Source organism: Marinactinospora thermotolerans DSM 45154 (assembly GCF_900167435.1).
GTDB lineage: Bacteria > Actinomycetota > Actinomycetes > Streptosporangiales > Streptosporangiaceae > Marinactinospora > Marinactinospora thermotolerans.
The window spans coordinates 78,002-102,530 of the sequence record NZ_FUWS01000004.1; the positions used below are offsets into that span (position 1 = coordinate 78,002).

The window sequence follows — 24,529 nt, forward strand, 5'->3', positions numbered from 1 at the left end:
CGGACCGTGCCGGGTCCGGCCGAAGGCCAACCTTGCTGAATGGGGCCCTCATGATCGACGTGATCGTTGCCGGCGGCGGACCGACCGGCCTGATGCTGGCCGGTGAGCTGCGATTGCGCGGCGTGCGCGTTCTCGTGCTGGAGAAGGAGACCGAGCCGACCGGACAGGCCCGGGCGCTCGGGTTGCATGTGCGCAGCATCGAGGTGATGGACCAGCGCGGCCTGCTGGAGCGTTTCCTCGCGCTCGGCGAGCGGTTCACGGTCGGCGGTTTCTTCGCCGGCATCGACAAACCGTGGCCCGACCGCTTGGACACCGCGCACGCCTACGTCCTCGCCATCCCGCAGAGCAGTACCGAGCGCCTGCTGGCCGAGCACGCCGCCGAGCTCGGTGTCGAGATCCGGCGCGGGTGCGAACTGGTCGGACTGGCCCAGGACGAACACGGGGTGAGCGCCGAGCTGGCCGACGGCACGCGGCTGCGCTCGCGCTACCTCGTCGGCTGCGACGGAGGTCGCAGCACGGTGCGCAAGCTGCTCGGCGTCGGCTTTCCCGGCGAGCCCTCCCGGGTCGAGACACTGCTGGGTGAGATGGAGGTGACCGCGTCGCCGGAGACGCTGGCCTCCGTGGTGGCCGAGATCCGCAAGACCCATCTCCGCTTCGGCGCGGTTCCCCTCGGGGGCGAGGTCTACCGCCTCATCGTGCCGGCCGAGGGGGTGACCAAGGACCGCGCGGCCCCGGTGACGCTGGAGGAGTTCAGGCAGCGGTTGCGGGTGTTCGCCGGCACCGACTTCGGCGTGCACTCGCCGCGCTGCCTCTCCCGCTTCGGTGACGCCACCCGGCTGGCCGAGCGGTACCGGGTCGGCCGGGTGCTGTTGGCCGGCGACGCGGCGCACATCCACCCGCCGACCGGTGGGCAGGGGCTCAACCTCGGCGTCCAGGAAGCGTTCAACCTCGGCTGGAAACTGGCCGCCGAGGTCCACGGGTGGGCGCCGGAGGGGCTGCTGGACAGCTACCACGCCGAACGGCGCCCGGTGGCCGCCGACGTGCTGGTCAACACGCGTGCGCAGATCGAGCTGCTGTCGCTCGAACCGGGCCCCCGGGCGGTGCGCCGGCTGGTGTCGGAACTGATGGACTTCGAGGAGGTGAACCGGTACCTGATCGAGAAGATCACCGCGATCGGGGTCCGCTACGACCTCGGCGACGGACATGACCTGCTCGGCCGGCGGATGCGCGACGTACGGCTCACGCAGGGGCGCCTCTACGAGCTGATGCGTGGCGGCCGCGGGCTGCTGCTCGACCGGACCGGCCGGCTCTCGGTGGCGGGCTGGGCGGATCGGGTCGACCATGTCGTCGACGTCGGCGATGGACTGGACGTGCCCGCGGCGCTGCTGCGGCCCGACGGCCACGTGGCGTGGGTCGGTGAGGACCAGCAGGAGCTGCTCGGCCGGCTGGCCACGTGGTTCGGCGCCCCCACCAGCTGAGCCATGCCTCCCGGAGGGGACACACACCCCGTGGCGGACTTGGGCGATCCCCGCCCGGAAGCGCGCAGGTCAGGGCAGGGCGGTGGTCGCCCCGCTCGCCGCGGAGTCCGCCGGCCGTGGCCGAACCGTCGCGCGTCCCCTCCAGTCGCGGGCCGGAGAGGCGCACAGAGCCTCTCCGTGGCCGAGGCGGCCCGGCCGGGCCTGGGCGGGCCGGCCGGGCCATCCGTCACCCTCGGGCAACTCAGGTTCCGTGCAGATGGAGGAAGAGGTCCACCCACCGGTCAGGGGGGACGAAGGCGACCACCCGGCGGGGGTCCACCCCCGCCGCGCGGAACGCGGCGTCCAGCCGCCGCCGCGGATGGTCCCGGCGCAACGAGGCGTGCAGGCAGCCGCCGACCCCGCTGAATCCCGTGTCGACGAAGTGGCGGTAGGCGCCGGCCAGATGGTCGGGGACCAGCGGGACCGGGCGGCGACGCAACCGCAGTACCCCCGCGTCGACGCGGGGGACCGGGAAGAACCTGTCACGGGGAACGCGGCCCGCCAGGGTCCACTCGAACCAGGGCCAGGTTCGCACCGTCAACCTGCTCCACCTCCCGAACCCGCCGGTGCGCTTGCGGGCGTACTCCACCTGGGTGATCAGGGTCGCGCTGGTCAGGGTGGGAGCCCGCAGACACCAGTCGACGATGTCCGAGGTGATCGAGTAGGGGATGTTCGCGACGACGGAGAACGGGGCGCGGGGCGTTCTGGAATCCAGGAAGTCCCCGCTGATCACCCGGACGGAGGGGACGGCCCGGTAGCGCTTCGCGAGCCGGGCGGCGAAACCGGGGTCGATCTCGTAGCACAGCAGTGTCCCGCAGACCGGCGCGAGGAAGCGGGTCAGCGCGCCATCGCCCGGACCGACCTCGATGACGAGATCGTCACGGCCGGGGGCGGCAAGGCGCACCAGCCAACGGGCGACGGAGGGGTCGGTCAGGAAGTTCTGGGAGAGGGCTCGGCGCCGGTTCGCCCGTCTCCCCCGGGAGGGGACACGGGTGCCGGGGGCGGAGCCTGCGGGGGTGCCACGGTGGTGGGACATGAGAGGTCCGTTCCTGCCACACGGAGAGGTGGCGGAGGCGGACGGGGCCGTGGAGCGCGTGCGCCTGGGGCGACGCGGTGATGGGACACGGGCCCGTCCGAGGGCGGTCATGGACTGCGCATGCCGCCCGGTCCCAGGAGTGGGGAACAGGACGCCTCAGGGCACGGCGAGGCCGCGCGGCAGGGGACGGGGACCTAGAGCACCCGGCCGGACGGGCTCCCCGAGACGGTGGTCGGGGAGCCGGACGGGCGTGTCAGTCGCCGGCGCGTCCTGGTGGAACCGGGACGGCGGACCGGTGACGGGGACGGATCACGAGGTCGGCCCCCCACCGGGAGCCGAAGCCGGTCACCGCGCAGCAGGCCGCGGCGGAAGAAGCACTCATGGTGGGATCACCCTAGGCCGCCCCCGTGGCGGGGACAACAGGTTTTTTCCCTGTCCGGATTGGGGGATTACCTGGTTTGTTTTCCCGAATACCCAGCCGACCCTTGGGTAGCTGCCCCGCCGTTGTGACCGAGGGGGGAAGATGATTCGCAAGCTCCACGAGATGGGTGTCACGTCCGAGATGGCCTACACGGCTGGTTTCGGGTCGATCGGGTTGACCGTACTGATCTGGCTGGCCTCCAAGAAGGGCGAGGACGCCGGCATCGACCGGGCGGACCGCTGGGGGCTGTTCGTCGGAGAGTGGGCTCCGACGTTCTTCGCGCTGGGGGTCGCGCTGAAGTTGGAGGAACAGCGCTTTCTCAGGTGAGGTCGCCCCGCGGCCGATAGGCGCTTCCAGAGGTCCCGCGCTCAGGCGCGGGACCTCTGTGCTGGGGGAGGGGCCTGCCCGCTCGCGCCGCGAACCGCTCGGGGAGGCAGGCGCCGGCGGGAGGCATAGGACGCCCCCGTGTCCCCTGGAGCCGAGGGGCCGGGGAACCGTTCCCGATGGGACGGGACGCGGCGTCGTCCCGATGCTCGGGCGGATCCTCGGAGTCCTACCCGTGTCCCGTTTCCCGTCCTCACACAGGAGTTATGAATCTACAACGTAAAGGTAGTGGTCTCTAAAAAAACAAAAAGTGAAAAATTAAACAAAATAGGAGGCGGCTACGCCGCCCAGCTCAGAAGACGCTCCGCGACCGGTCAGGGCCTCACACGGGCCGGGAGAGGGGCCGAAGAGGAAGGCGGCGGGCGCGGGCCGAGGCCGCCACGAGGGCGGACAGGCGACGGGCGCTCGTCTCCTCGTCCTCGGCGTCCATCACCCACGACGTCGCGGCGCGTCGGTAGGGGAGATCCTGAGCGCGGAAGAAGGCCCAAGCCGGGGGGTTGGCCTGGAAGAGCGCCAGATAGCTGTCGCACAGCTCGTCCCCCGGGCCATGTGGGCAGGGGCCGGCCTGGGCGGACGCGGACGGGCCGAAGGCGGCGTGCCCGGCGGGATGGACGAGCCCTCGCTCGGCAAGCTCGGCCACCCGGGCCGCGCGTAGTTCCTGGAAACGGTCGCCGGGCGGGCAGGGGGCGAGCCGGACCGCGTGGTGGTGGGCGTCGACGCGCACGCGCGCGGTGTCGACCCAGCCGAAGCACAGTGCCTGGTCGAGCGTTTCGGCCCAGCTCGGAGCCTGTTCCCCGACGTGGTCGTGGTCGGGGAGACCGACCCACACCTCGGTGGCGCTCGCGTGGTTGGCCGTCAGCCAGGCGCGGAGTTCGGCGACGGTGGAGAAGAAGGTGGGGCGCATGAGAGCCCTCCGGACGTCGCGGGTCCCGTGTCCTGAATCTAGTCGAAGAGGCGGCGGAGGATACCGCGGGAAAAACGCGGCTCGGTAACGACGCCGCAGGTGGGCGTGGGGGGAGGGGCATTTCGTGAGGGTTGTGGTGGGAAAGTAGCAAAGGATGTTCCCTCGTGGGACGTCCTCACAAAGGAGCGAAAGGAGTTCTCATGCGAGCCGTCCAGTACACCGAGGTAGGTCGTCCCCCGGTCGTGAACGAGGTCGCGGTCCCCGAGCCGGGGCCGGGACAGATCCTGCTTGAGGTGACCGCCGCGGGGGTCTGCCACTCGGACCTCGCGGTCATGGGGTGGTCCGCTGACGAGTTCCCCTATCCGTTGCCGTTGACGCTGGGCCACGAGGGAGCCGGCCGTGTCGCCGCGGTGGGGGCGGAGGTGCGTTCCGTTTCCGTCGGCGATTCCGTGGTGGTGTACGGCCCGTGGGGGTGCGGTGTCTGTCACGCGTGCGCGAAGGGGGCGGAGAACTACTGCCCGCGCGCGGCGGGCATGGGGATCATGCCGCCGGGGCTGGGCCGGCCCGGTGCCCTGGCCGACTACATGCTGGTGGATTCCGAGCGGCACGTGGTTCCGATCGGTGACCTCGACCCGGTGCAGACGGTGCCGTTGACCGACGCCGGGTTGACCCCCTACCACGCGATCCGGCGTTCACTGGACAAGATGTACGCGGGCAGCACGGTCGTGGTGATCGGTGTGGGCGGTCTGGGGCACATCGGCGTGCAGTTGCTGCGGGCGATGAGCGCGGCGACGGTGGTGGCGCTCGACGTCCGGCCGGAGAGCCTGGAGTTGGCGGAGCGCAGTGGGGCCCACCACGTTTTCAAGTCGGACGCGTCCGCGGTGGACAAGGTCCGTGAGCTCAGCAACGGGGAGGGCGCCTCGGTGGTGCTGGACTTCGTCGGCGCTCAGGCGACGGTCGACCTGGCGGCGAAGCTGGTGGGCATGGACGGTGACGTGACCGTCGTGGGGATCGGTGGCGGTGTGCTTCCGGTGTCCTTCGCTTCGGTTCCCTATGGGGTCCGTGCGGGTGTGACCTACTGGGGGACGCGTAGCGAGCTGATCGAGCTGATCGATCTGGCGCGCGCGGGCTCGGTGAGCGCGCACGTGGAGCGTTACGAGCTGGCGGAGGCCCCGCAGGTGTACGAGCGGCTGCACGAGGGGCGGATCCAGGGGCGCGCGGTGATCGTGCCGCAGCGGTAGGCGATCGACGGTTGTGGACGCCGTCCGGTGGGGGTTCCCGTCGGGCGGCGTTTTCTTATGGGTGGGGCATCCATTCGATGAGCAGGATGGTGGCGTCGTCGCTGAGTTTGCAGTGCTGGTGGTCGAGGATGGCGTGGATGAGGCGGCGGAGTGCTTCGGGGGCGGGGTCGCCGACGGCGGTGGCGCGGATGATGAAGTCGGTGAAGCGTTCGAGTCCGAAGAGGGCGCCGTTGGCGTCGCGGGCTTCGGTGACGCCGTCGGTGTAGAGCAGGATGCGGTCGCCGGGTTGGAGCCGGAGTCGCTGGACGCTGCGTTCGAGGGGTGTGTCGAAGAGGCTGGGCAGGCCGAGGGGGGGTTCGGGGGTTCCTTCGAGGGCGTTGTCGATGACGCGCTGGTCGCGGATGAGCAGGGGTGGGGGTGGCCGCAGTTGGTCCAGTCCAGGGTGCCGGTGGTGAGGTGGAGTTGGAGGAAGATGCCGGTGCAGAACTGGTCGGGGAGCCAGGTGGAGAGGGCCTGGTCGATGCGGGCGGTGAGTTTGTCGAGGCCGTTTCCGGTGCGGCGGGCGTTGCGGCAGGCGGCCATGGCGACGGAGGTGGCCAGGCCGGAGGCGAGGTCGTGGCCCATGGAGTCGAGGATGGCCGCGTGCAGGGTGTCGGAGGTGAGGGCGTGGTCGAAGGCGTCGCCTCCGAGGTTGTAGGCGGGTTCGAGTACGGCGGTGGTGATGACGCGTTCGGTGCCGATGGTGCGGGGTGGGAGGAAGGCGCGCAGCATTTCTGAGGGGAGCCGCATGGGGGCGGTGCGGGTGTGCTGGGTGTAGGTGTCGCTGTAGGTGCGTTTGGAGGTGATGGTCATGGCGAGGAGGGCGGCGAGGGAGCGGCAGCGGCGCAGGGTGGTGCTGTCGAGGGTGGTGGTGTGGATGCCGAGGACGCCGAGGCGTTCGGCGCCGTCGATGAGGGGGAGCCAGGCGGTGAGGGTGCCGCTGTCGTTCTCGGTGATGCGCAGGGATTGGGCGCGGTAGGCGGCTCCTGCGGGGGAGGTTTCGACGGGGAGGGTGGGGAGTTTCTCGTCGAGGGGGATGAGGTGGTTCTGCTGGAGGTCGACGAGGTAGGCGGAGGCGTGTTCGAGGCCGATGCTGGCGGCGTAGTCGTCGATGACGCGGGGGACGTCGTTGGGGCCGCAGGTGTGGGTGTGCTCGATGAGGCGTTGGAGCAGGTGTTCGCCTGGGCTGATCCGGAGTTCGTCGTCAGTCATGTGTCCCCCCGTTCACCAGTCTCACATTGGGCGCGGTGTGGCGGGGGGTGTTGGGTGCCGTGTCGCGGTTCGGGTGTGGGGGGTTGGCCGGGGCCTGTGGTGGGGCCCCGGCGTGGTGGTCAGCGTACGAGGAGGTCGAGGAGGCGGGTGGCTTCGGCCGCGGGATCGGTGGTGAGTCCGGTGTGGATGGGGCCGGGTTGGACGATGGTGCTGCGGGGGGCGGTGAGCCAGCGGAAGCGTCGGCCGGGGTCGTCGTGGCCGGCGGGGCCGGCGTCGGGGCCTCCGGTGCAGATGAGTTGGGTGGCGCGGAGGGCTCGGTGGACGCCGTCGATGTCGACGTCGGGGTCGAGGGCGCGGAGTCGGTCGGGGTCGAGGTGGCAGTGTGCTGCGAGGTAGGAGCGTGCTTGGCAGTAGACGATGACGCCGGCGTTGACGAGTTCGCCGCGTTCGAGGCGGGGGACGACCCGGATGAGGGCGTATTCGAAGACGTCGCGGTTCATCGGGGCAGCTCCGGCAGCCAGGTGCGGTCGGTGGCTCGGGTGAGCAGGTGGGTGGTGTAGGCGTCGCGGACGTCGTCGGGTGTGGGGAATCCGGGTTCGTCGTGGAGCCATGGGTCGGGGATGAGGGCGGTGATCTCGCGGAGGAGGGGTTCGGTGATGCGGGGGGCGAGGTCGTTGTCGGCTGCGGTGAGGTCGGGGTGGGTGTGGATGAGGACGTGGTCGGTGGCGTTGTAGGGGCGGGTGGCGGCTTTGGCTGCGCCGGGCCAGTTGTGGTGGAAGATCAGGGTCGCGCCGTGGTCGATGAGGTAGGGGCGGCCGTGCCAGACGAGCATGTTGGGGTTGCGCCAGCTGCGGTCGACGTTGCCGACGAGGGCGTCGAACCACAGGATGCGGCCGGCGAGGCCGGGGTCGATGGGGTAGACGAGGGGGTCGAAGCCGAGGGCGCCGGGGAGATAGTCCATGCCGAGGTTGAGGCCGCCGCTGGCTTTGAGGAGGTCTTGGACTTCTTCGTCGGGTTCGCCGCGTCCGATGAGGGGGTCGATGTGGAGGAGGGCGAGGTCGGGGACGGGGAGTCCGAGGCGGCGGGCGAGTTCTCCGGCGACGATCTCGGCGATGAGGGTTTTGCGGCCTTGGCCGGCGCCGATGAATTTGGCGACGTACATGCCGAGGTTGTCGGCTTCGACCAGGCCGGGGAGTGATCCGCCTTCGCGTAGGGGCGTGACGTATCTGGTGGCGGTTATCTCTTCGAGCACGCGCGCCAGCTTAGGGCGTGTTCGGTGGGGTGGGTGACCGTCGCGTCGGGGGTGTTTCGGCTGGCGGGGGCTGGGCGCCTGCGGGGGTGTGGGTGGTGGGCTCTGTCTCCTTGGGGTGTCCGTGGTCGTCGGTGTGGGTGGCGGGGCGGTGGGGTCAGGGGCGGGGGGCGATTCGGTGGTGGCGTAGAGGTGGCGGGCGGCGTGGTTGTCGCGCTCGACTTGGAGGTGGAGCCGGTGGGTGCCGGTGCGGGTGGTCCAGGCGACGCCGGTGCGGCGGTGGTGAATAGGGCGGTGCCCGCGGTGGGGCCGTCGATGTCGAGGTGGGCGAAGGCGGTGGGGTGTGGATGCGGGTGAGGACGGGGGTGTCGTCGTGGCCGGTGAGTTGGTGGTGGCTGTGTGTGGGGGTGGTGGTGTAGCCGCGTTGGGTGAGGTGGGTGTCGAGTTCGGTGTGTTGGTGTGCGGGGGTGAGGTCGCGTTGGGTGTGGAAGGTTTCGGTGGCGTCGATGTGGTGGGGGCGGTGCTGGGGATGTGGTGGGAGGGCGGAGCCGGGGCGGTTGCGGGTGACGCCGGGGGGTGGCCGTAGGAGCCAGCCGTGGTGGTGGCGGGTGGTGGGGGTGGGCCAGGCGCGGTTGGCGTGGAGGTCGATGAGGTGGGGGGTGGTGGCTTTCTGGGGGTGAGTGGTGCCCGGGATGGTGGGGGGTGGTTCGGGGAGGGGTGTGGCTGTTGTGGGTGGTGGGAGTGCCCCTCACCCATTTGTTTAGTTAGCCTATCTAAGTTATAGTCGGGGCGTGCGATCCGATCCCCGTGAACTGGCCGAGGGGTTCTCCCTCGTCCTTCGCGATCTCGTCCTCCTTCTTCGTCAGGTGACGGCGGAACAGCCGGTCTCCGCCCAGCAGCTGGGAATCCTGGGGTCGTTGGAGGCCGGCCCGCGCAGGGTGACCGAACTGGCCCGCGAGCACGGTGTGCGCGCGCCCACGATGACCGCGCACGTGTCGCGGTTGGAGGAGGCCGAGGCGGTCTCTCGTGGGGTCGACACCGATGACGCCCGGGTGGTGACGGTGGGGTTGACCTCGCGCGGCCGTGACCTGCTGGCCGCGGGCAGGGCCGCGCGGACCGCCTTCCTGGCGGAGCGACTGGAGGCGTTGGGGGAGTCGGAGCGTGCCGCGCTGGCGGCGGCGCTGCCGGTGCTGTCCAGGATCTGCGCCGGCGGTTGAGGCCGGCGGCCGGTCTCGTCTCGTTCGAAGAGGTAGTGCGAAGGTCATGTCCACCCGTGCCGACACCGAGTTATCCGGTTCCCCGTCCCCAGGGTCGTTTCGGGCGAGTCCGTGGCGTCAGCCCCGCGCGGTGTGGGCGACAGCGTTCGCGGCGGTAGTCGCCTTTGTGGGGATCGGCCTGGTTGATCCGATCCTGCCCTCGATCGCCCAGGGGCTGGCGGCCTCGCCCAGTCAGGTCTCGTTGCTGTTCACCAGTTACTTCCTGGTCACGGCGGTGGCGATGCTGGTCACCGGGTTCGTCTCCAGCCGTATCGGCGGTAAGGCGACCCTGCTGGTGGGGCTGGCCATCGTGGTGGTGTTCGCGGCGCTGTCGGGCTCCTCGCAGTCGGTGGGGGAGCTGATCGGGTTTCGCGCGGGCTGGGGGCTGGGCAACGCCCTGTTCGTGGCGACGGCGCTGGCGGTCATCGTGGGCGCCTCCAGCGGTGGGGCCTCCGCGGCGATCGTGCTGTATGAGGCCGCGTTGGGGGTCGGGATCGCCTCGGGGCCGCTGTTGGGGGCGCTGTTGGGCGGATGGCATTGGCGGATGCCGTTCTTTGGGACGGCGGCGCTCATGGCGGCGGGTTTCGTGTCGATCCTGGTCCTGCTGACGGCGCCGCCGCGGCCGGCGACGCGGACGCGGTTGTCGGATCCGTTGCGGGCGTTGGCGCACGGAGGGTTGGCGACGACCTCGGTGACGGCCTTGTTCTACAACTTCGCGTTCTTCACCGTGTTGGCGTTCACGCCGTTCGTGTTGGGCATGTCGCCCTATGGGATCGGCGCGGTGTTCTTCGCCTGGGGCGTGCTGGTGGCGGTGTCGTCGGTGGTGGTGGCTCCGCGCGTGCAGCGGCGTATCGGCACGGTGGCGACGTTGCACCTGGCGTTGGGGTTGTTGCTGGTGTTGCAGGTGGCGATCGCGTTGGGCGGCCGGGTGGAGGTCGTGGTGTTCGTGGTCTTGACCGGTGTGCCGATCGGGTTGAACAACACGGTGTTCACCGAGGCGGCGATGGAGGTGTCGCAGGCGCCGCGGCCGGTGGCCTCGGCCGGGTACAACTTCGTGCGTTGGATGGGGGGCGCGTTGGCGCCGTTCGTGGCCACGGAGCTGGGGGAGAAGGTGCATCCGTCGCTGCCCTACCTGGTGGGGGCGTTGTGCTGTCTGGCGGGGATGCTGGTTCTGGTGGCGCGCCGTGGGCATCTGCGGCGGCTGGACGCGGTGCGGTGAGCGGCCTGCGCCCCCGGGGCGCAGGCCGGTTTTCGGATCAGCGCAGGGCGCGCGTTGCCGTGCGCGCGGCGTCGGCCCAGAGGGCGGATCCCGCCGTGAGGGCGACGCGCCTGGCCTGACGGTAGTGGGCCGCGGCGTCGGCCGGGCGTCCCTGGGCGGCGGCCAGGTCGCCGAGGTGGTGGGCGACGGGTCCCATGGTCAGCAGGCCGCTGCCCGCGCCGGCCAGCTCCGGCGCCGCGGGCAGGAGGCGCCGGTAGGCGCGGTCCATGGCGGCGTGGTCGTTCGCGGTGATCGCGGCTTGGGCGGCCAGGCAGGTGAGTGCTTCGTCGAGGTGGCCGCGGGGCGGCGGGGGCGGGGTGGGAGCCTGCGGGGTGGTCAGCGCGAGGAGCCATGGCGCGTAGGGAGAGTCGTGTGGCGTGGTGGTGGGGGCGGGGCCGGGCAGGTGCAGGCTGGCCAGGGCCAGGGAAAGCAGGCCGTGGCGCATGCCGGGCATGCCGGATGTGGCGAGCAGGGCGTCGGTGGCGTGGTAGGCGGATGCGGCCTCGTCCCGCTTGCCCGCGATGGCCAGCCGTAGCGCCGTGTAGCCCTGGGTGAACACGCCGATGAGCGGGATCTCGTGGCGGTCGCCCAGCCTGTCCAGGGCCGTGGCGTGGGTGTCGGCGGAGGCGAGGTCGGCACGGGCGCTGTGGGCCTGCAGGAGGATGAGGTGGCCCAGGATCTCGAAGGTCACCAGGTCGTGTCGGGTGGCCAGGTCGAGTAGTTCGGTGCCGATCTCGGCGCGTTGCGGGGCGAGCCCGGTGCGGTCGAAGGACTGGAGGAAGCGGGCGTTGAGGGCCAGGGCGAGCAGGCCGGGGTCGTCGAGGCCGCGGGCGATGGTCTCGGCCTGGAGGGCGGCGCGGCGGCCGTGGGGGGTGGCGCGCAGCTCCAGGGCGATGGTGCTCAACAGGCGGGCGCGCTGGTGTGCGTCGTTGCGGGGGAGGGCGTCCAGGGTGGTGCGGGCGGTGTCGGCGATGCGTTGGGCCAGTTCGGGGTCGTCGCCGCGGGTCCAGACGGCGGGGACGTCGAAGGTGGTGAGGACCTGCGCGGTGAGGTGGGGGTCGCCGAGCTGCGCGGCTGTGGTGAGGGCGTGTGAGCGTTGCCGGCGGGCCTCGTCCAGGCGGCCGGTCACCGCCAGTGCCCGCGCCATGCCCATGGTCGCCTCCAGTCGGCCGCGCAGGTCGGTGGTTGCCGAGCGGTCGTGGGCGGTGGCGGCGGCCCGCCACAGTCGGGCGGCCTCGTAGGGGGCGAAGTGGCGTTGGGCGTGGAGCGCCGCGAGGCGGGCGTGGTGTGCGGCGCGTCGGGCGGCGGCGGGGGTGCCGGCGCGGCCGTAGTGGTGGGCGAGGGCGGCGTTGTCGTCGGGGCGCAGGGTCTCCAGGGCCGCGGCGACGGCGGCGTGCCGGCGTGTCCGGCGGGCGTGTGACATCGCGTCGTAGATGGCGTCGCGTACCAGGAGGTGGGTGAAGCGCAGTCCGGTGGCGCCCTCTTCGGTGAGGAAGCCGGCGAGCAGGACGGTGTCCAGGGTGTCGAGGAGTTCCTCCTCGTCGTCGGCGAGGGCGGCCAGGATGGCGGGGTCGACGTCGCGGCCGATCACGGCGGCCTGGTCCAGGAGTCGCCGGGCGGGGCGGGGCAGTGTGGCGAGGCGGTGGTGGATGATATCGCCCACTCCGGCGGGGATCGCGTCTAGGGCGTCGGCTCCTCGGCTGCGTAGGAGGCGGGCGAGTTCGCGGGCGAAGAAGGGGTTGCCGTCGCTGCGCCGGTGGATCAGCGCGAGGTGGTGCGGGGTGACGTCGTGGCCGGTGATGGCGCGTACGAGGTCGTCGGTGGCCGGTCGGGTCAGGCCCCGCAGGTGGATGCGGTCTGGTTCGTGGGGGGCGAGGCGGGCGAGGGCGGCGGTCAGCGGGGGCCGGTTCGTGCCGGGGTGGTGGGTGCCGACCAGGAGGAGGGGGCCGGGTGGGGTGTGGGCGGCCAGGGTGGTGAACAGTTCGAGGGTCTCCTCGCCCGCCTGGTGCAGGTCGTCGAAGACGAGGAGGAGGGGGCCGCGCCGGGTGGTGTGGGCGATGAGGTCGGTGGCGGCGCGCAGGGCGTGGAAGCGGGTTGTCACGGGGTCGGGGTCGGGGGGTGGGGTGGTGGGGGCGGTTGCGGTCAGTGTGGTGGCGATCTGTGTCCAGGGCCAGGTGCCGGGCGCTCCGTCGTGTTCGGGTGCGCGGCCCCAGGCGGTGGTCCATCCCCGTGTCGCCATTCGGTGGGTGAACGCTTCGGCCAGGGCGGTCTTGCCGGTCCCGGGGTCGCCGCTGATCAGGACCGTTGTGGGCGTTGTGGTGCGCGTGGCGGTGGCGGCGGCCTGTTCCAGGCAGCGCAGTTCGCGGTCTCGGCCGAGGAGGAGGTGGGAGGGGGGTGCGGGCGGGCGGGGTGGGGCGAGGTGGGGGGCGTGGGCGAGGATGTCGTCGTGGACGCGGCGCAGCCGGGGACCGGGGTCCACGCCGAGTTCGTCGGCGAGGATGTCGCGGGCGCGGCGTAGCGCGGTGAGGGCTTGGGCCTGTTGGCCGCTGCGGTACAGGGCCAGGGCGAGCTGTCGCCAGGCGTCCTCGCGTAGCGGGTGGGCGAGGGTGTGGGCGTGGAGGAGGGGGACGGCTTCGTTGTGGCGGCCGAGGTTCAGCAGCGCCTCGGCGCGTCGTTCCACGGCCACCAGGCGTGTCTCCTCCAGCCGTTCGGCGATGCCGCGGGCCCATGGCCGGTCGGCGAACTCGGCGTAGGCGGGGCCCCTCCACAGGGCGAGGGCCTCCTCCAGGATGGACAGCGCGCGGGCGGGGTCTGCTTCTTCGAGGAGGGTGCCGCTGTCCGCGGTGGCGGTTTCGAAGCGTTGGGCGTCGACGGTGTGGGGGGTGGTCCGCAGGGCGTAGCCGGGTGGGGCGGTCACCAGGAGGCGGGCGGGCCGGCGTGGGGGGCGGTGGGGTTCCAGGGTGCGGCGCAGGGCGGAGACGAAGGTGCGTATCGCGGCCGTCGCGCCGGGTGGGGGGACGTCCCACAGGTCGTCGATGAGCTGGTCGAGGGGGACGACGCGGCCTTCGGCGGCGATGAGTCGGGCCAGGACCTCGCGGTGGCGTGGTCCTTTGAGGGCGAGTGGCCCGTTGCCGTCGTGGACTTCCAGTGGGCCTAGCACGGCGAAGGAGAGGTGTGTGCCCGTTCCTTCCCCTCCCATGTCGCCAATCTATCGGCTCGCGGGTGTGGTGCGACCCTCGTGGCCTGGGCACTCATCGGTTGCTCATTGGTGGCTGAGGTGGGTGCGGCAGGGTTTCGGGTGGACCTTCGATTCGGAAAGGCATCACCGTGGAACCGATCATTGATGGATTTGACTATCGGCGTGTTCAGGTCGCGCCGGGGGTGGAGCTCAACGTCGCTGTTGGCGGCGCGGGGGAGCCGGTCGTGCTCTTGCACGGGTTTCCCCAGACCCATCTGATGTGGCGGCATGTGGCGGCCGACCTGGCCGGCGAGTACCGGGTCATCTGCCCGGACCTGCGCGGGTATGGCGACAGTGACAAGCCGGCCGACGTCGATGGGCGGGTCTATTCCAAGCGGAACATGGCGGCTGACGTTGTGGCGTTGGCGCGCGCCTTGGGCCATGAGCGTTTCGCGTTGGCCGGCCATGACCGGGGTGCCCTGGTCGCCTTCCGGGCGGGCCTGGACCATCCCGACGCCATTACCCGTCTCGCCCTGCTCGACGTGGTGCCGACCGTGGACACGTGGGAGGTGATGAGCGGGGTGTCGGCGGCGGTGGGCTTCCACCTGTATTTGATGGCCCAGCCGCCGGGGCTGCCCGAGCGGTTGATCGGGGCCGAGCCCGACGTGTTCTTCGGGCATTTCCTCGACCTGTGGGCGCGTGACCCGCGGGCGATCCCCGCCGAGGTGCGCGCCGCCTATCTGAGGGCGTCGCGTGGCGCCGTCGACTCCATCGTCGCCGACTACCGGGCCTCGGCCGGTGTCGATGTGGAGGACGACCAGGCCGACCGGGCTGCGGGGAACCGGCTGGGCATGCCGGTGCTGGTGCTCCAGCAGGATTGGGGGGCGGCGTTGGGCTATGACGCTGCCGGGGTGTGGCGGGCCTGGGCGCCGGATCTGCGCCATGTCACGGTGGAGTGTGGCCATTTCATGGCCGAGGAGGACCCGGCCGCGGTGGCCAAGGCGCTGCGGGAGTTGCTGGCCGGGTAGGCGGGGCGTGGTCGCCGTGGCTCGGTGAAGCGGACGTCCCCCGCACCACGCGGGGGACGTCCGCTGTTTTCGTCGCGTCGTGGCGGGGTCAGGCGGTGGCGCGCGCCTTGCGGCGGCCCAGCAGGGCCGAGGCGACGAAGACCGCGAGCGCGAGCAGGCCGGTGCCGGCCATGACGGCGCTCATGCTCGCCAGTGACGCCTCGCCGGTGGAGGTCAGCCCGGCCAGTGAGGACAGGCCGCCGCCCAGTGCGAACTGCAGCGATCCCACCAGGGCCGAGGCGCTGCCGGCCACGGCGGCCGGCTGGCTGGAGATCGCCAGCGTGGTCGCGTTGGGGAACACCAGTCCCACGCCGAACATCATCACGAACAACGCGGCGGTCAACGTCACGGGGGAGGCCAGTCCCGTGGCGGTCAACGCGCCCACCACCGCGACCGCGCCCAGGGCGCCCACCAGGCCGAACAGCAGCAGCCGTGAGGTGGTGACCTTGCCGATGAGGGCGGCGTTGACCTGGGTTCCGGCGATCAGGCCGATCGTGTTGACCGCGAACATGAGGCTGTAGCCCTGGGCGCTGACGCCCAATTCGTTCTGCGACACGAAGGAGAAGGCGGAGATGTAGGTGAACATCATCGCGAAGCTCAGCGACAGGGTCAGGGTCGGGCCGATGAACCGGACGTCGCCGAGCAGGCCGGCCAGGGTGCCCAGGAGCGCCTTGGGGCCTTGGCGGCGCCGTTGGTGGACGGGCAGGCTCTCGGGCAGGCCGAAGAAGACCACGGCCATGCTCAGCGCGCTGACGGCGCCCAGCACGACGAACAGCATCTGCCAGGGGCCCACCAGCAGCAGCTGGCCGCCCAGGATGGGGCCGAGCATCGGCGCCAGGCCGCTGACGAGCATGAGCCGGGAGAAGAAGCGGGCGGCGGTGTCGCCGTCGAACATGTCGCGCACGATCGCCCGGGAGATGACCGCGCCGGCCGCGCCTGCGACGCCTTGGAGGAACCGGATGGCGATGAACGCCTCGGCGGAGGTCACCAGCGCGCAGGCGAAGGAGGTGAGCGTGAACACCGCCACGCCGACCAGCAGGGGGACGCGTCGGCCCCAGGCGTCGCTCATCGGGCCGATGGCGAGCTGGCCCAGTGCCATGCCGACCATGATCGCGGTCAACGTCAACTGGATCCGCGACTCCGGCGCACCCAGATCCGCGGCGATCTGCGGAAACGCCGGCAGATACAAGTCCGTGGCCAACGGCCCGGTCGCGGTGAGGGTTCCCAGGACCAGCACGAGTAGCGCCACCGAGCGGCGCGGGCGTGGCTGCCGCGCCTGTGGGGAGGCCAGGTCCGTGGCGGGCGGGGATGACGTGGATGACGTCACAAAGGCTCCTCGGGAACGAGATGGGGGCAGGATGGGCCGTCCGGCGGCGCGGGCCGGCACCATCGCCAACACGTCCTATGTCCCCGGCAATCCGTATTGGCCGGACTTAGTCACGTGATGTGGATTACTCGCCCGCGGGCGGGTGGCCGTGGCGGGGGCTGTGGTGGGGGAGCGCCTGGCCTGCCGGGGTGCGGCGGGCCGGTCCCCGCGGGCGCGGCGCGCGAGGGGGTGGTGGTGTCCGGGGCGTCGCATGGGTTCTTCGCGCGGGGTGGGAATGTCTTCGGTCCGTCGCACGCTATCGCTGTGTCCGGGGCGTCGCATGGTGAAGGCGTTCACCGTCGCTTACGCGCGCGTGACCGTCAAGAGGTGTGCGGCGTAGCGCAGATCACCCCGGTTTGGCGTGCAAACCCGGACTACTTCGCGGGTAGCGTCGTGTTGCACGCGACGTGTCCTGCTCTAGGACGCGGTGTCTTGGTCTAAGACACGTAAAAAGCCCTGGTCAGGGCGTGCCTTTCCGGTCACGGAAGTGCGCGGCGGATATCTTCGGCCCATAGCGCAGATCACGTGGATCCGGCGGGAAGCGCAGGACTACACATCCCGTGAAGCCGTGGTGCACACGGCGGATCCCGTTTCGGGGAGAGTGCGGACGCGCCCATTCGAAGCGTGGACTATCACGCGGTCGGGTCCGATTCCTCTCCCTTTTCTTCCTAATTACTTCACCCCTGCTTCGTTGTGGAGATTCAATGACGCATGTCCTCACACGTCCACGTCTGCGTCCACGTCACGATGGCGTGGTCCCGGGTGGGCCGCGCCCGCGCCGTTCGGTGGCGCTGTTGGTGTTCGTCCTGGGAGTTCTGGCGGCGACCGGGCCGTTGGCCACGGACTTGTATCTGCCGGCGTTTCCGCAGATCGCCGCGGATCTGGGTGCGCCGGAGTCGCGGATCCAGTTGACGTTGACCGCGATCATGGTCGGCATGGCACTGGGCCAGCTGGTGATCGGGCCGCTCAGTGACGTGTGGGGGCGGCGGGTTCCGCTGCTGGTCGGCGTGGCGGTGTTCACGCTCACCTCCTTCGCCTGCGCGCTGGTGCCCTCGGCCGAGGCGTTCATCGTCATCCGGTTCGTGCAGGGGCTGGCCGGTGCCGCCGGCGCGGTCATCTCCCGGGCGATCGTGCGCGACATGTTCGACGGTGACGCCGCGGCGCGTTTCTTCTCCAAGCTGGCGTTGGTGACGGGTCTGGCGCCGATGCTCGGCCCTGTCCTGGGCGGCCAGCTGCTGCTGGTGGGTCCCTGGCAGATGATGTTCGTGGCGCTGGGCCTGTCGGGTCTGGTCAGCTTCGTCTTGGTGCTGGCCGCGCTGCCCGAGAGCCTGCCCGCGGGAGAGCGGCGCGCGTTGGACGTCTCCTCGATGGTGCGCACCTTCGGCCGGCAGTTGCGTGACCCGCGTTTCATCGCGCCCACGTTGACGCTGTCGCTGAGCTTTGGGATGACGTTCACCTACATCTCCGCGTTCTCCTTCGTGTCACAAAACGAGCTGGGGGCCACCGCGCAGCAGTTCAGCCTGATCTTCGGGGTGAACACCCTGGGCATGATCATCGGGAACCAGGTCAACGTCGCCCTCATCGGCAAGGTGCACACCTCGCGTCGGCTGCTGGGCGGTCTGGTCGGCAGCCTCGCCGCGATCGTGGCGCTGGTCGCGCTGGGGATGAGCGGGCATGCCGGGTTGTTGTCGGTCACCGCGATCCTGTTCGTGATGATGTTCTTCACCGGGTTCATTTCGCCCAACGCCACCAGCATGGCGATCTCCAGCCAGTCGGCGGCCGACGGCGGGTCGGCCTCGGCCCTGCTGGGCACGTTGCAGTTCGCCATCGGTGGCGGGCTGGCCGCCACCGCGGGGCTGACCCCCACGGGGGAGGCGTCGCTGGTGAGCATGTCGCTGGTCATGTTGTTGACGGCGGTGGCCTCGTTGGCGCTGTTCGCGCGCGCGATGGTGCGGGGCCAGGCGCGCGCGGTGTGACCTGGGCCCGAAGGGTCTCGTCGCAGGGGGACGAGGCGCGGTAGGCACCAGTGAAGGCGCGGGTGGGAGCAACGGCGCTTCCCCCCGCGCCTTCGTCGTGTCCAAGGGCGTGTGGGGGCCCGGGGCCGCAGTCGTGTCTTGGGAAGCGCCGCTGGGGGCGTGGGCTGGTTGGCGGCGGGCTTGTTCGCCGTGGGGTGCGCCGGGGCTTCGCGGTGGCCGGGCTGGTGGTCGGAGGGGAGCCGCCGGGGCCGTCACCTGTGGTGAGTGTTTCCGGACAGCCCAGAACAGCAGAGCACCTTGTCTGGTTTTCTCCATTTATGTATGGACGTGCACTGATCGCGGCGGTCTCTATACAATCCGCCTTGCTGGAACGTGACGGGGGGCGCGCACGGCGGGTCACCTCCAGGCGATGACGCGTATTCGACGGGCCGCTCACCCCGGTGACCCACCGTGTGTGAGGAGTGGCAGGGATGGGGCAGGCACGGGCGGAGCGTAACGACCCATCGGTCACCCCCAGTGGGCTGGCCGACCTGGTCTACCGCAACGCGCACGAGGCGCCGCGCGCGCCGGCGTTCACCCACCGCGTCCATGAGCAGTGGGTCGACGTCACCACCACCGGGTTCCTGCGTGACGTCACCGCCGTGGCCAAAGGGCTCATCGCCGCCGGCGTCGGCTCGGGGGACCGGGTCGTGGTGGTGGGCGTCGGCGGTTACGCCTGGCCGCTCCTGGCGTTCGCGCTGTGGGCGGTGCGCGCGGTGGTGGTCCCGGTGCACCCGGCCTGCCCCGCCACGCGCCTGGCCCACCTCGTGCGCGACTGCCGCCCCGCGGCGGTGGTGCTGCCCGATGGCCGCCACGCCGGTGAGGTGGCCGCCCTCCAACGCGAACTGCACGACCTGGGCCGCATCTGGCGGCTGGACCGTGAAGGAATCGAGGCGATCACCCGCCCCGGCGCCTACATCGACCCCTCCGCGGTGCGGTTCCGCCGGGAGGAGACCAGGAGAGCCGACCCCGCGGCGATCGTCTATCCGGCGAGCACCCGGCCGCGGGTGCGCGGCGTGGTCGTGACCCACGGCAACCTGCTGGCCGCCGCGCAGGGCGTCGTGGAGGTGGTGGGCCCCCTGCGCGGCGGAGACGGCCAGGCCGGCGCGCTGGTGCACCTGCCGCCCGCCGCCCCGCTGTGGCTGGTCGCGATCACGGGATGCGTCCTGGCGCGGGCGCGCGCGGTGCTGGCCGGACCGGGCCGGAGCGTGGAACGCGACGCCCGCGAGACGTCTCCCGAGGTGGTCCTCACCCACCCGCGCGTCCTGGAGCGGATCGGCGGGGGCGAGCCGGTCGGTCCCGGCCGGGAGACCCCGGCCGCGGGGGAGAGGCGACGCGGCGCCTGGCGGCTGGTGGCCCGCTCACGCCAGGAGCGGCCCCACACGCGGCTACGCGAGGCGCTGGGCGGGCGCGCCACCGTGGTGGTGTGTGCGGGGGAAAGGCCGCCGGAGCCGGTGGCGCGCCGCTACGCCGAGGCGGGGATCGCGGTGGTGCACGGGTTCGGGCTGGCCACCACCAGCGGCCCCTTCCTCCTGGACACCGCCGTGGACGGCGCGGGAACGGGAGGCCGCGCGCTGCCCGGCGCGCAGGTGCGGGTGTCGGCCGAGGGGGAGGTGCTGGTGCGCGGCCCGCTGGTCTCCCCCGGCTGGTGGGGCGAGTCCGGGGACGACGGCCGCGAGGAGGGCTGGCTGGCCACGGGGGTCCGCGGCGAGGTCGACGGCGAGGGACGGCTGAGCGTGCGGGGAGCGCTCTCCCCAACCCGGGGCGGGCCACAAGCCGAGGACGGGGTGGCCCTCCGCCTGGAGGCGGCGCTGCTGGAGCATCCCCTGATCGGACAGGCGATGGTGATGGACCGGGGTTTCGCGCACACCGGCGCGCTGCTCACCTTGGACCGCGACCAGCTGGAGTACTGGCGGCTGGTCAACGGGCGGTCGCTGTCGGCGACACCGGCCGAGCTGGCCGCCGACCCGCTGCTGCGCGAGGAGATCGACCAGGCGGTGCGCGCCGCCAACGCCGAGGTGGACCCGCGTTCGGCGATCCGCTCCTTCCACGTGCTGCCCGAACCCTTCAGCCTCCACAGCGGCCTGGTGCTGGCCTCGGGACGGTTGCGGCGCGACGCGGTCCTGCGGGCCTTCGCCGAGGAGATCGCGGCGATGTACCAGGTGGAGACGGTGCGGGAGGAACAGTGAGGAGGCCGCTTGGGCGTCGGGGAGTTAACCGCGTCGCGGGCGGGGTAGCGGAGGCGGCGAAAGGGTCCGCCGTCTGAGCAAACCCGTCGAGCCGGCCACAGCGCGCCGGCGGCGACGCGGCGGACACGAGCAGCCGAGACAGGGAAGAGAGATCGTGTCCGAGGTCATCGAAACCGTTGAGGTCGACGTACCCGTACGAGTCGCCTATGACCAGTGGACCCAGTTCGAGTCGTTCCCGCAGTTCATGGAGGGCGTGTCACAGGTCCGCCAGCAGGACGACACGCACACCCACTGGGTCATCGACATCGGCGGCCAGCGGCGCGAGTTCGACGCCGTCATCACCGAGCAGATTCCCGACGAGCGCATCGCCTGGCGCAGCACCGACGGTGCCACCCACGCCGGCGTGGTGACCTTCCACCGGCTCGACGACACCCGCAGCCGGGTGACGCTGCAGCTGGAGACGGTCCCCGAGGGGATCGTCGAAAAGCTCGGGGACAAGCTCGGCATCGTCAAGACGCGCACCAAGGGCGACATGAAGAAGTTCAAGGAGTTCATCGAGTCGCGTGGGGTCGCCACCGGCGCCTACCGCGGTTCGGTCCCCCAGGGGCAGGACACCGGACGTCCTGGCGCGGTCCCGCCGGGTGAACCCGGCCGGCCGTCGCCGGGTGGGACGGGCCGGCCCGGCCCGGTGCCCCCGGGCGGGGCGTTTCCCCCCGGGCGTTCGTCGTAGCAGACCTCACCTCCACGGAGCCGGCGCGGACCGTCCCCGCGCCGGCTCCGGCGTGTTCTCACCCGTTGAGGTAGGTCAAGACGGCCAGGACGCGGCGGCTGTCATCGGGGGAGGGAGGAAGGTCGAGTTTGGCGAAGATGTTGTTGATGTGCTTGCTGACGGCCTTGTCGGTGATGAACAGGCGGGCGGCGATCGCGGAGTTGGACCGTCCCTCGGCCATCTCCCCCAACACCTCGCGTTCGCGGGAGGTGAGGGTGGCCAACGGGCCGGAGGGGGCCTGTTTGGCCAGGAGCTGGGAGATGACCTCGGGGTCCATGGCGGTGCCGCCGGCGGCGACACGGCGTACCGCGTCGACGAACTGGCCCACGTCGAAGACCCGGTCTTTGAGCAGGTAGCCCACGCCGCCCTGGCCGCCGGACAGCAGCTCGCGGGCGTAGAGCTGTTCGACGTGCTGGGAGAGCACCAGTACGGGAAGCCCGGGCACCCGGCGGCGGGCGGTGATCGCGGCCTGGAGTCCCTCGTCGGTGAAGGTGGGGGGCAGGCGGACGTCGACCACGGCGACGTCGGGACGTTGCTCCAGCAGCGCGGCCAGCAGGTCGGGGCCGTTGTCCACGGCCGAGACGACCTCGCAGTCATGGGCCTGTAGGAGGCGGATCAGGCCGTCGCGTAGTAGGGCGAGGTCCTCGGCGATGACGACGCGCACGCGTGACTCCGTTCAGGGGGCGCGACCGGCCGGCTGCCGGTTCGAGCGGAAACGCACCGGGACCATGCTAGGGGGCGGTGATCGGGCCGATGCGGGCCGTCGCGTCTGCTCGGAGGATCGCTCAGGCGCCGCCCGCCGGGGTGGGGGGCAGCGGCAGGGTGACGGTGACGATGGTGGGGCCGCCCTGCGGGCTGAGCAGATGCATGCTGCCGTCGAACGCCGACAGGCGGCGTCGGATTCCGGCCAGGCCGCCGCCGGCGGTCGCCTGCGCCCCGCCCTTGCCGTCATCGCCGACCACCATCACCAGCCGGCCGTTGCCGTGGTTGACGCGCACCCAGGCCCGCTGTGCCCCGGAGTGCTTGGCGGTGTTGGCGAGGAACTCGGCCACCGCGAAGTAGGCGGCCGATTCCAGCGGATCGGGAAGCCGGCCCGGCAGGTGGATGTCGACGTCGATCGGTAGGTGCTGGGTGATGGCCAGGGCCTGCACCGCGCCTTCCAGGCCACGCTCCACGAGCACCGGCGGGTGGATGCCGCGGACGAGGTCGCGTAGCTCGGTGAGCGCCATCCGGGTGGATTCGCGCGCCTCGGCGAGCATGCGCCGGGCTTGGACGGGGTCGCGTGTGAGCGCCTCCTCGGCCATGCCCAGGCTCATGCCCAGCGCGACCAGGCGGGCCTGCGCGCCGTCGTGCAGGTCGCGTTCGATCCGGCGTATCTCTGAGGCCTGGGCGTCGACGGTGTCGGCGCGGGAGGCCGACAGGTGGGCGACGCGCGCGGCCAGGCGGGCCTTCTCGGCGGGGGTCAGCAGCCAGCGGGCCAGGTGGGCGTGGGCGCGGATGAGGTGGGGAGTCCCCACCCAGAACGCCGCCAGTAGGAGGAATCCCTGGAGGGCGGCGGCCACAGCCGTGGTGGGGGTGGAGACCGGGACCAGTCCCACGTGCAGTGTGGCGTCGTCGGGCAGGAACGGCAGTTGCAGGGGCATGGCGAGGGTGAAGAGGCCGCCGAGGAACAGAGCGGCCGGCAGCAGTGCCAGTAGAAGGCCGAAGACGCCGTTGAGCCACAGCCAGGCGAAGTCGCGCCAGGTGGCGGGATCGCGGAGTACGACCGCGACCCGTCTGGTGATGCCGCTGACGCCTTGGGAGGCGGGGGTGGGCAGGTAGGGGCGCGGGATCGGCTCGCCCAACAGCTGTCCGGCGATGGTGCGGTGGACGTCGGCCAGACCCCGCGTCAGGGTGAGGCTTACCAGCAGCAGCGGCAGGCCGATCCACACCACCATCGAAAGGACCGAGACGAGGACCAGCACGGCCAGGATCAGGCCGGTGACGGCCAGGGGGACGAGGTTGAGTCCCAGGCCGGTCAGGCGTACGCGGTCGGCCCGATCGTCCTTGGCGGCCATGGGGATCCTCTCGCTGAAACGGTCAGCCCAAACGGTGGGGTGGGGATTCCATTGTGCTGGACCGTCGCGGTGGGACGCAGTGGTGCCAGTCCCACTCATATGGTGAGGAAGGGGCGTCGCCGGCCTGGGGGTGGGAGAAGAGCACCGCCGCGTCCCCGGCGTTCACCGCGTCCGACATGTGTTCTGCGGGAAAGGTGCCTGAGATCATGGGGTTCGGCCTGGTAGGAGCCTCATGGTGAGGACGGCCGTCGGTATAGCGTCGTGGCATGACCAGGCTCCGCAACGCCAAGGACCCCGCCCCCAGCGTCACCATCCTCCCCGTCGCCTGGGACGACCCCGAGGCGGGCGCGTTGCGCCAAGCCCAGCAGCGCGAGATCTCCGCCCGCTACGGGGTGGCCGACAGCGAACCGGGCCCCAAACCCAGCGCGGCCGATGTCACCGTGATGCTGGTGGCCCGCGCCGGTGACGGCACGGCCGTGGCCTGTGGCGCGCTGCGCCACCTGGGCGGCGCCGTCGGCGAGGTCAAACGCATGTACGTGCGCCCCGACCGGCGGGGGCGCGGCCTGTCGCGGCTGGTCCTGTCCGCCCTGGAGGAACGGGCGCGCGGGCTGGGCTGGGAGGTGTTGCGGCTGGAGACCGGTGACGCCCAGCACGAGGCGATCGGTCTTTACACCGCTTCGGGCTACCACCCCATCCCCTGTTACGGGCCCTACGCCGACGCGCCGCGTTCCCTGTGTTTTGAGCGGAGGCTGTGAACAGCCTCCTCCTGCCACGGCGCCGCGCTTTGGCCGCGTCCCCGGCTTTGCGCGCGCCACCTGGGAAATGACGCGTCCGGCGCGCGGCCGCCGGGGTACCGTCCGGGTGGCGGGTGCCCGCCACCCGGACACGGGGTCAGGACGCGTCGTCTCCACCCAAGACGTCCAGCACCCAGGTGACGCCGAACCGGTCCGTCAGCATCCCGTACCGGCTCGCCCACTGCGCGGGCCCCATCGGCACCACGACGGTCGAGCCCTCGGTCAGCTTCTCCCAGTAGGCGTTGATCTCCTCGGCCCGCTCACCGCGGACCGAGACGAAGAACGCGTTCTCGCCCTGGTTCCACGGCATCTGCCCGGGCACGTCGTAGGCCATCACCTGGAACCCGTTGTCCGCGCTCACCTGGCCCCACATCACCTGGTCCGCCTGGGAGGGGTCCTGGACGTTCCCGGCGTCCTTGTAGGTGACCACGGCCATCTCCCCGCCGAACACCGACTGGTAGAAGGTGAGCGCCGCGCGGGCCTCGCCCCGGAAGTTCAGGTGGGTCACAACGTTGATGGACATGCTCGGCTCCTCGGCCTTCGGGGTCATCGTTCCTGTTCACTTCCGCGGGGCCGG

At 71.4% G+C, this 24,529-nt stretch carries 19 protein-coding genes and 1 pseudogene; 10 read left to right on the top strand and 10 right to left on the bottom strand.

Annotation, left to right across the window (positions count from 1 at the left end):
- Positions 1-50 precede the first annotated feature (50 nt).
- Positions 51-1,478, top strand: coding sequence for a rifampin monooxygenase (gene rox, locus B5D66_RS08120; protein WP_078761050.1), 1,428 nt, complete (start codon positions 51-53; stop codon positions 1,476-1,478).
- A gap of 241 nt (positions 1,479-1,719) precedes the next feature.
- Here the strand turns inward: rox and erm are convergent, their stop codons facing one another.
- The gene (gene erm, locus B5D66_RS08125; RefSeq protein WP_078761051.1) at positions 1,720-2,553 is read right to left on the bottom strand and encodes an ErmE/ErmH/ErmO/ErmR family 23S rRNA (adenine(2058)-N(6))-methyltransferase; all 834 of its coding nucleotides are present in this window, start codon (positions 2,551-2,553) and stop codon (positions 1,720-1,722) included.
- A 523-nt stretch (positions 2,554-3,076) separates the two neighbouring features.
- On the opposite strand from erm, the gene B5D66_RS08130 reads away from it, so the two are divergent.
- A complete protein-coding gene (locus tag B5D66_RS08130; protein ID WP_078761052.1) occupies positions 3,077-3,301 on the top strand; it encodes a hypothetical protein in 225 nt (74 codons plus the stop codon).
- Positions 3,302-3,680: 379 nt separating this feature from the next.
- Here B5D66_RS08130 and B5D66_RS08135 read toward each other — a convergent pair whose 3' ends face one another.
- Positions 3,681-4,262, bottom strand: coding sequence for a YdeI/OmpD-associated family protein (locus tag B5D66_RS08135; RefSeq protein WP_078761053.1), 582 nt, complete (start codon positions 4,260-4,262; stop codon positions 3,681-3,683).
- 200 nt (positions 4,263-4,462) lie between these two features.
- Here B5D66_RS08135 and B5D66_RS08140 point away from each other — a divergent pair, with 200 nt between their 5' ends.
- Positions 4,463-5,503, top strand: coding sequence for an NAD(P)-dependent alcohol dehydrogenase (locus B5D66_RS08140; protein ID WP_078761054.1), 1,041 nt, complete (start codon positions 4,463-4,465; stop codon positions 5,501-5,503).
- A gap of 55 nt (positions 5,504-5,558) precedes the next feature.
- Here B5D66_RS08140 and B5D66_RS26435 read toward each other — a convergent pair.
- The 3 genes and pseudogenes from B5D66_RS26435 to B5D66_RS08155 all read right to left on the bottom strand — a co-directional run bounded on the left by B5D66_RS26435 (position 5,559) and on the right by B5D66_RS08155 (position 8,006).
- Positions 5,559-6,754, bottom strand: a pseudogene (locus B5D66_RS26435) (PP2C family protein-serine/threonine phosphatase).
- Between the two features lie 119 nt (positions 6,755-6,873).
- Positions 6,874-7,254, bottom strand: coding sequence for a DUF3037 domain-containing protein (locus B5D66_RS08150; protein ID WP_078761055.1), 381 nt, complete (start codon positions 7,252-7,254; stop codon positions 6,874-6,876).
- Positions 7,251-8,006 carry a HipA family kinase gene (locus B5D66_RS08155; protein ID WP_200813571.1) on the bottom strand — a complete coding sequence of 252 codons (756 nt, stop codon included), beginning with the start codon at positions 8,004-8,006 and terminating at the stop codon, positions 7,251-7,253. The genes B5D66_RS08150 and B5D66_RS08155 overlap by 4 nt, the downstream gene beginning before the upstream one ends.
- Before the next feature lie 788 nt (positions 8,007-8,794).
- Here B5D66_RS08155 and B5D66_RS08160 point away from each other — a divergent pair.
- Together B5D66_RS08160 and B5D66_RS08165 are read left to right on the top strand one after the other, a co-directional pair.
- Positions 8,795-9,220 carry a MarR family winged helix-turn-helix transcriptional regulator gene (locus B5D66_RS08160; RefSeq protein WP_078761056.1) on the top strand — a complete coding sequence of 142 codons (426 nt, stop codon included), beginning with the start codon at positions 8,795-8,797 and terminating at the stop codon, positions 9,218-9,220.
- 46 nt (positions 9,221-9,266) lie between these two features.
- Entirely contained in the window at positions 9,267-10,478 is a 1,212-nt protein-coding gene (locus tag B5D66_RS08165; RefSeq protein ID WP_078761057.1) for an MFS transporter, read from the top strand.
- A gap of 37 nt (positions 10,479-10,515) precedes the next feature.
- On the opposite strand, the gene B5D66_RS08170 is transcribed toward B5D66_RS08165, so the two are convergent.
- A complete protein-coding gene (locus B5D66_RS08170) occupies positions 10,516-13,716 on the bottom strand; it encodes an ATP-binding protein (protein ID WP_078761058.1) in 3,201 nt (1,066 codons plus the stop codon).
- 128 nt (positions 13,717-13,844) lie between these two features.
- Here B5D66_RS08170 and B5D66_RS08175 point away from each other — a divergent pair, with 128 nt between their 5' ends.
- Positions 13,845-14,723: an alpha/beta fold hydrolase gene (locus tag B5D66_RS08175; protein ID WP_078761059.1), complete on the top strand. Its 879-nt coding sequence runs from the start codon at positions 13,845-13,847 to the stop codon at positions 14,721-14,723.
- 88 nt (positions 14,724-14,811) lie between these two features.
- On the opposite strand, the gene B5D66_RS08180 is transcribed toward B5D66_RS08175, so the two are convergent.
- The gene (locus B5D66_RS08180; protein WP_394330040.1) at positions 14,812-16,089 is read right to left on the bottom strand and encodes a multidrug effflux MFS transporter; all 1,278 of its coding nucleotides are present in this window, start codon (positions 16,087-16,089) and stop codon (positions 14,812-14,814) included.
- Between the two features lie 743 nt (positions 16,090-16,832).
- Between B5D66_RS08180 and B5D66_RS08185 the strand changes: the two genes are divergently transcribed.
- The 3 genes from B5D66_RS08185 to B5D66_RS08195 all read left to right on the top strand — a co-directional run bounded on the left by B5D66_RS08185 (position 16,833) and on the right by B5D66_RS08195 (position 21,062).
- Positions 16,833-18,104: a multidrug effflux MFS transporter gene (locus tag B5D66_RS08185; protein ID WP_078761061.1), complete on the top strand. Its 1,272-nt coding sequence runs from the start codon at positions 16,833-16,835 to the stop codon at positions 18,102-18,104.
- 470 nt (positions 18,105-18,574) lie between these two features.
- Complete coding sequence (locus B5D66_RS08190; protein WP_078761062.1) at positions 18,575-20,332, top strand: AMP-binding protein; 1,758 nt, start codon at positions 18,575-18,577, stop codon at positions 20,330-20,332.
- Between the two features lie 154 nt (positions 20,333-20,486).
- Positions 20,487-21,062: an SRPBCC family protein gene (locus B5D66_RS08195; protein WP_078761063.1), complete on the top strand. Its 576-nt coding sequence runs from the start codon at positions 20,487-20,489 to the stop codon at positions 21,060-21,062.
- A 58-nt stretch (positions 21,063-21,120) separates the two neighbouring features.
- On the opposite strand, the gene B5D66_RS08200 is transcribed toward B5D66_RS08195, so the two are convergent.
- Together B5D66_RS08200 and B5D66_RS08205 are read right to left on the bottom strand one after the other, a co-directional pair.
- Positions 21,121-21,765 carry a LuxR C-terminal-related transcriptional regulator gene (locus B5D66_RS08200; protein ID WP_078761064.1) on the bottom strand — a complete coding sequence of 215 codons (645 nt, stop codon included), beginning with the start codon at positions 21,763-21,765 and terminating at the stop codon, positions 21,121-21,123.
- Positions 21,766-21,886: 121 nt separating this feature from the next.
- Positions 21,887-23,158, bottom strand: coding sequence for a sensor histidine kinase (locus tag B5D66_RS08205; protein ID WP_078761065.1), 1,272 nt, complete (start codon positions 23,156-23,158; stop codon positions 21,887-21,889).
- Positions 23,159-23,424: 266 nt separating this feature from the next.
- On the opposite strand from B5D66_RS08205, the gene B5D66_RS08210 reads away from it, so the two are divergent.
- Positions 23,425-23,913 (top strand): GNAT family N-acetyltransferase, encoded by a 489-nt coding sequence (locus B5D66_RS08210; RefSeq protein ID WP_078761066.1) that lies wholly within the window; start codon positions 23,425-23,427, stop codon positions 23,911-23,913.
- A gap of 136 nt (positions 23,914-24,049) precedes the next feature.
- Here the strand turns inward: B5D66_RS08210 and B5D66_RS08215 are convergent, their stop codons facing one another.
- A complete protein-coding gene (locus B5D66_RS08215; RefSeq protein ID WP_078761358.1) occupies positions 24,050-24,475 on the bottom strand; it encodes a VOC family protein in 426 nt (141 codons plus the stop codon).
- Between the last annotated feature and the right edge of the window lie 54 nt (positions 24,476-24,529).

Coding starts and splice junctions, on each gene's coding strand:
- erm (WP_078761051.1), bottom strand. CDS start 2,553: ATGTCCCACCACCGTGGCACCCCCGCAGGCTCCGCCCCCGGCACCCGT.
- B5D66_RS08150 (WP_078761055.1), bottom strand. CDS start 7,254: ATGAACCGCGACGTCTTCGAATACGCCCTCATCCGGGTCGTCCCCCGC.
- B5D66_RS08215 (WP_078761358.1), bottom strand. CDS start 24,475: ATGTCCATCAACGTTGTGACCCACCTGAACTTCCGGGGCGAGGCCCGC.
- B5D66_RS08165 (WP_078761057.1), top strand. CDS start 9,267: ATGTCCACCCGTGCCGACACCGAGTTATCCGGTTCCCCGTCCCCAGGG.
- B5D66_RS08170 (WP_078761058.1), bottom strand. CDS start 13,716: ATGGGAGGGGAAGGAACGGGCACACACCTCTCCTTCGCCGTGCTAGGC.
- B5D66_RS08205 (WP_078761065.1), bottom strand. CDS start 23,158: ATGGCCGCCAAGGACGATCGGGCCGACCGCGTACGCCTGACCGGCCTG.
- B5D66_RS08185 (WP_078761061.1), top strand. CDS start 16,833: ATGACGCATGTCCTCACACGTCCACGTCTGCGTCCACGTCACGATGGC.
- rox (WP_078761050.1), top strand. CDS start 51: ATGATCGACGTGATCGTTGCCGGCGGCGGACCGACCGGCCTGATGCTG.
- B5D66_RS08190 (WP_078761062.1), top strand. CDS start 18,575: ATGGGGCAGGCACGGGCGGAGCGTAACGACCCATCGGTCACCCCCAGT.
- B5D66_RS08140 (WP_078761054.1), top strand. CDS start 4,463: ATGCGAGCCGTCCAGTACACCGAGGTAGGTCGTCCCCCGGTCGTGAAC.
- B5D66_RS08210 (WP_078761066.1), top strand. CDS start 23,425: ATGACCAGGCTCCGCAACGCCAAGGACCCCGCCCCCAGCGTCACCATC.
- B5D66_RS08135 (WP_078761053.1), bottom strand. CDS start 4,262: ATGCGCCCCACCTTCTTCTCCACCGTCGCCGAACTCCGCGCCTGGCTG.
- B5D66_RS08130 (WP_078761052.1), top strand. CDS start 3,077: ATGATTCGCAAGCTCCACGAGATGGGTGTCACGTCCGAGATGGCCTAC.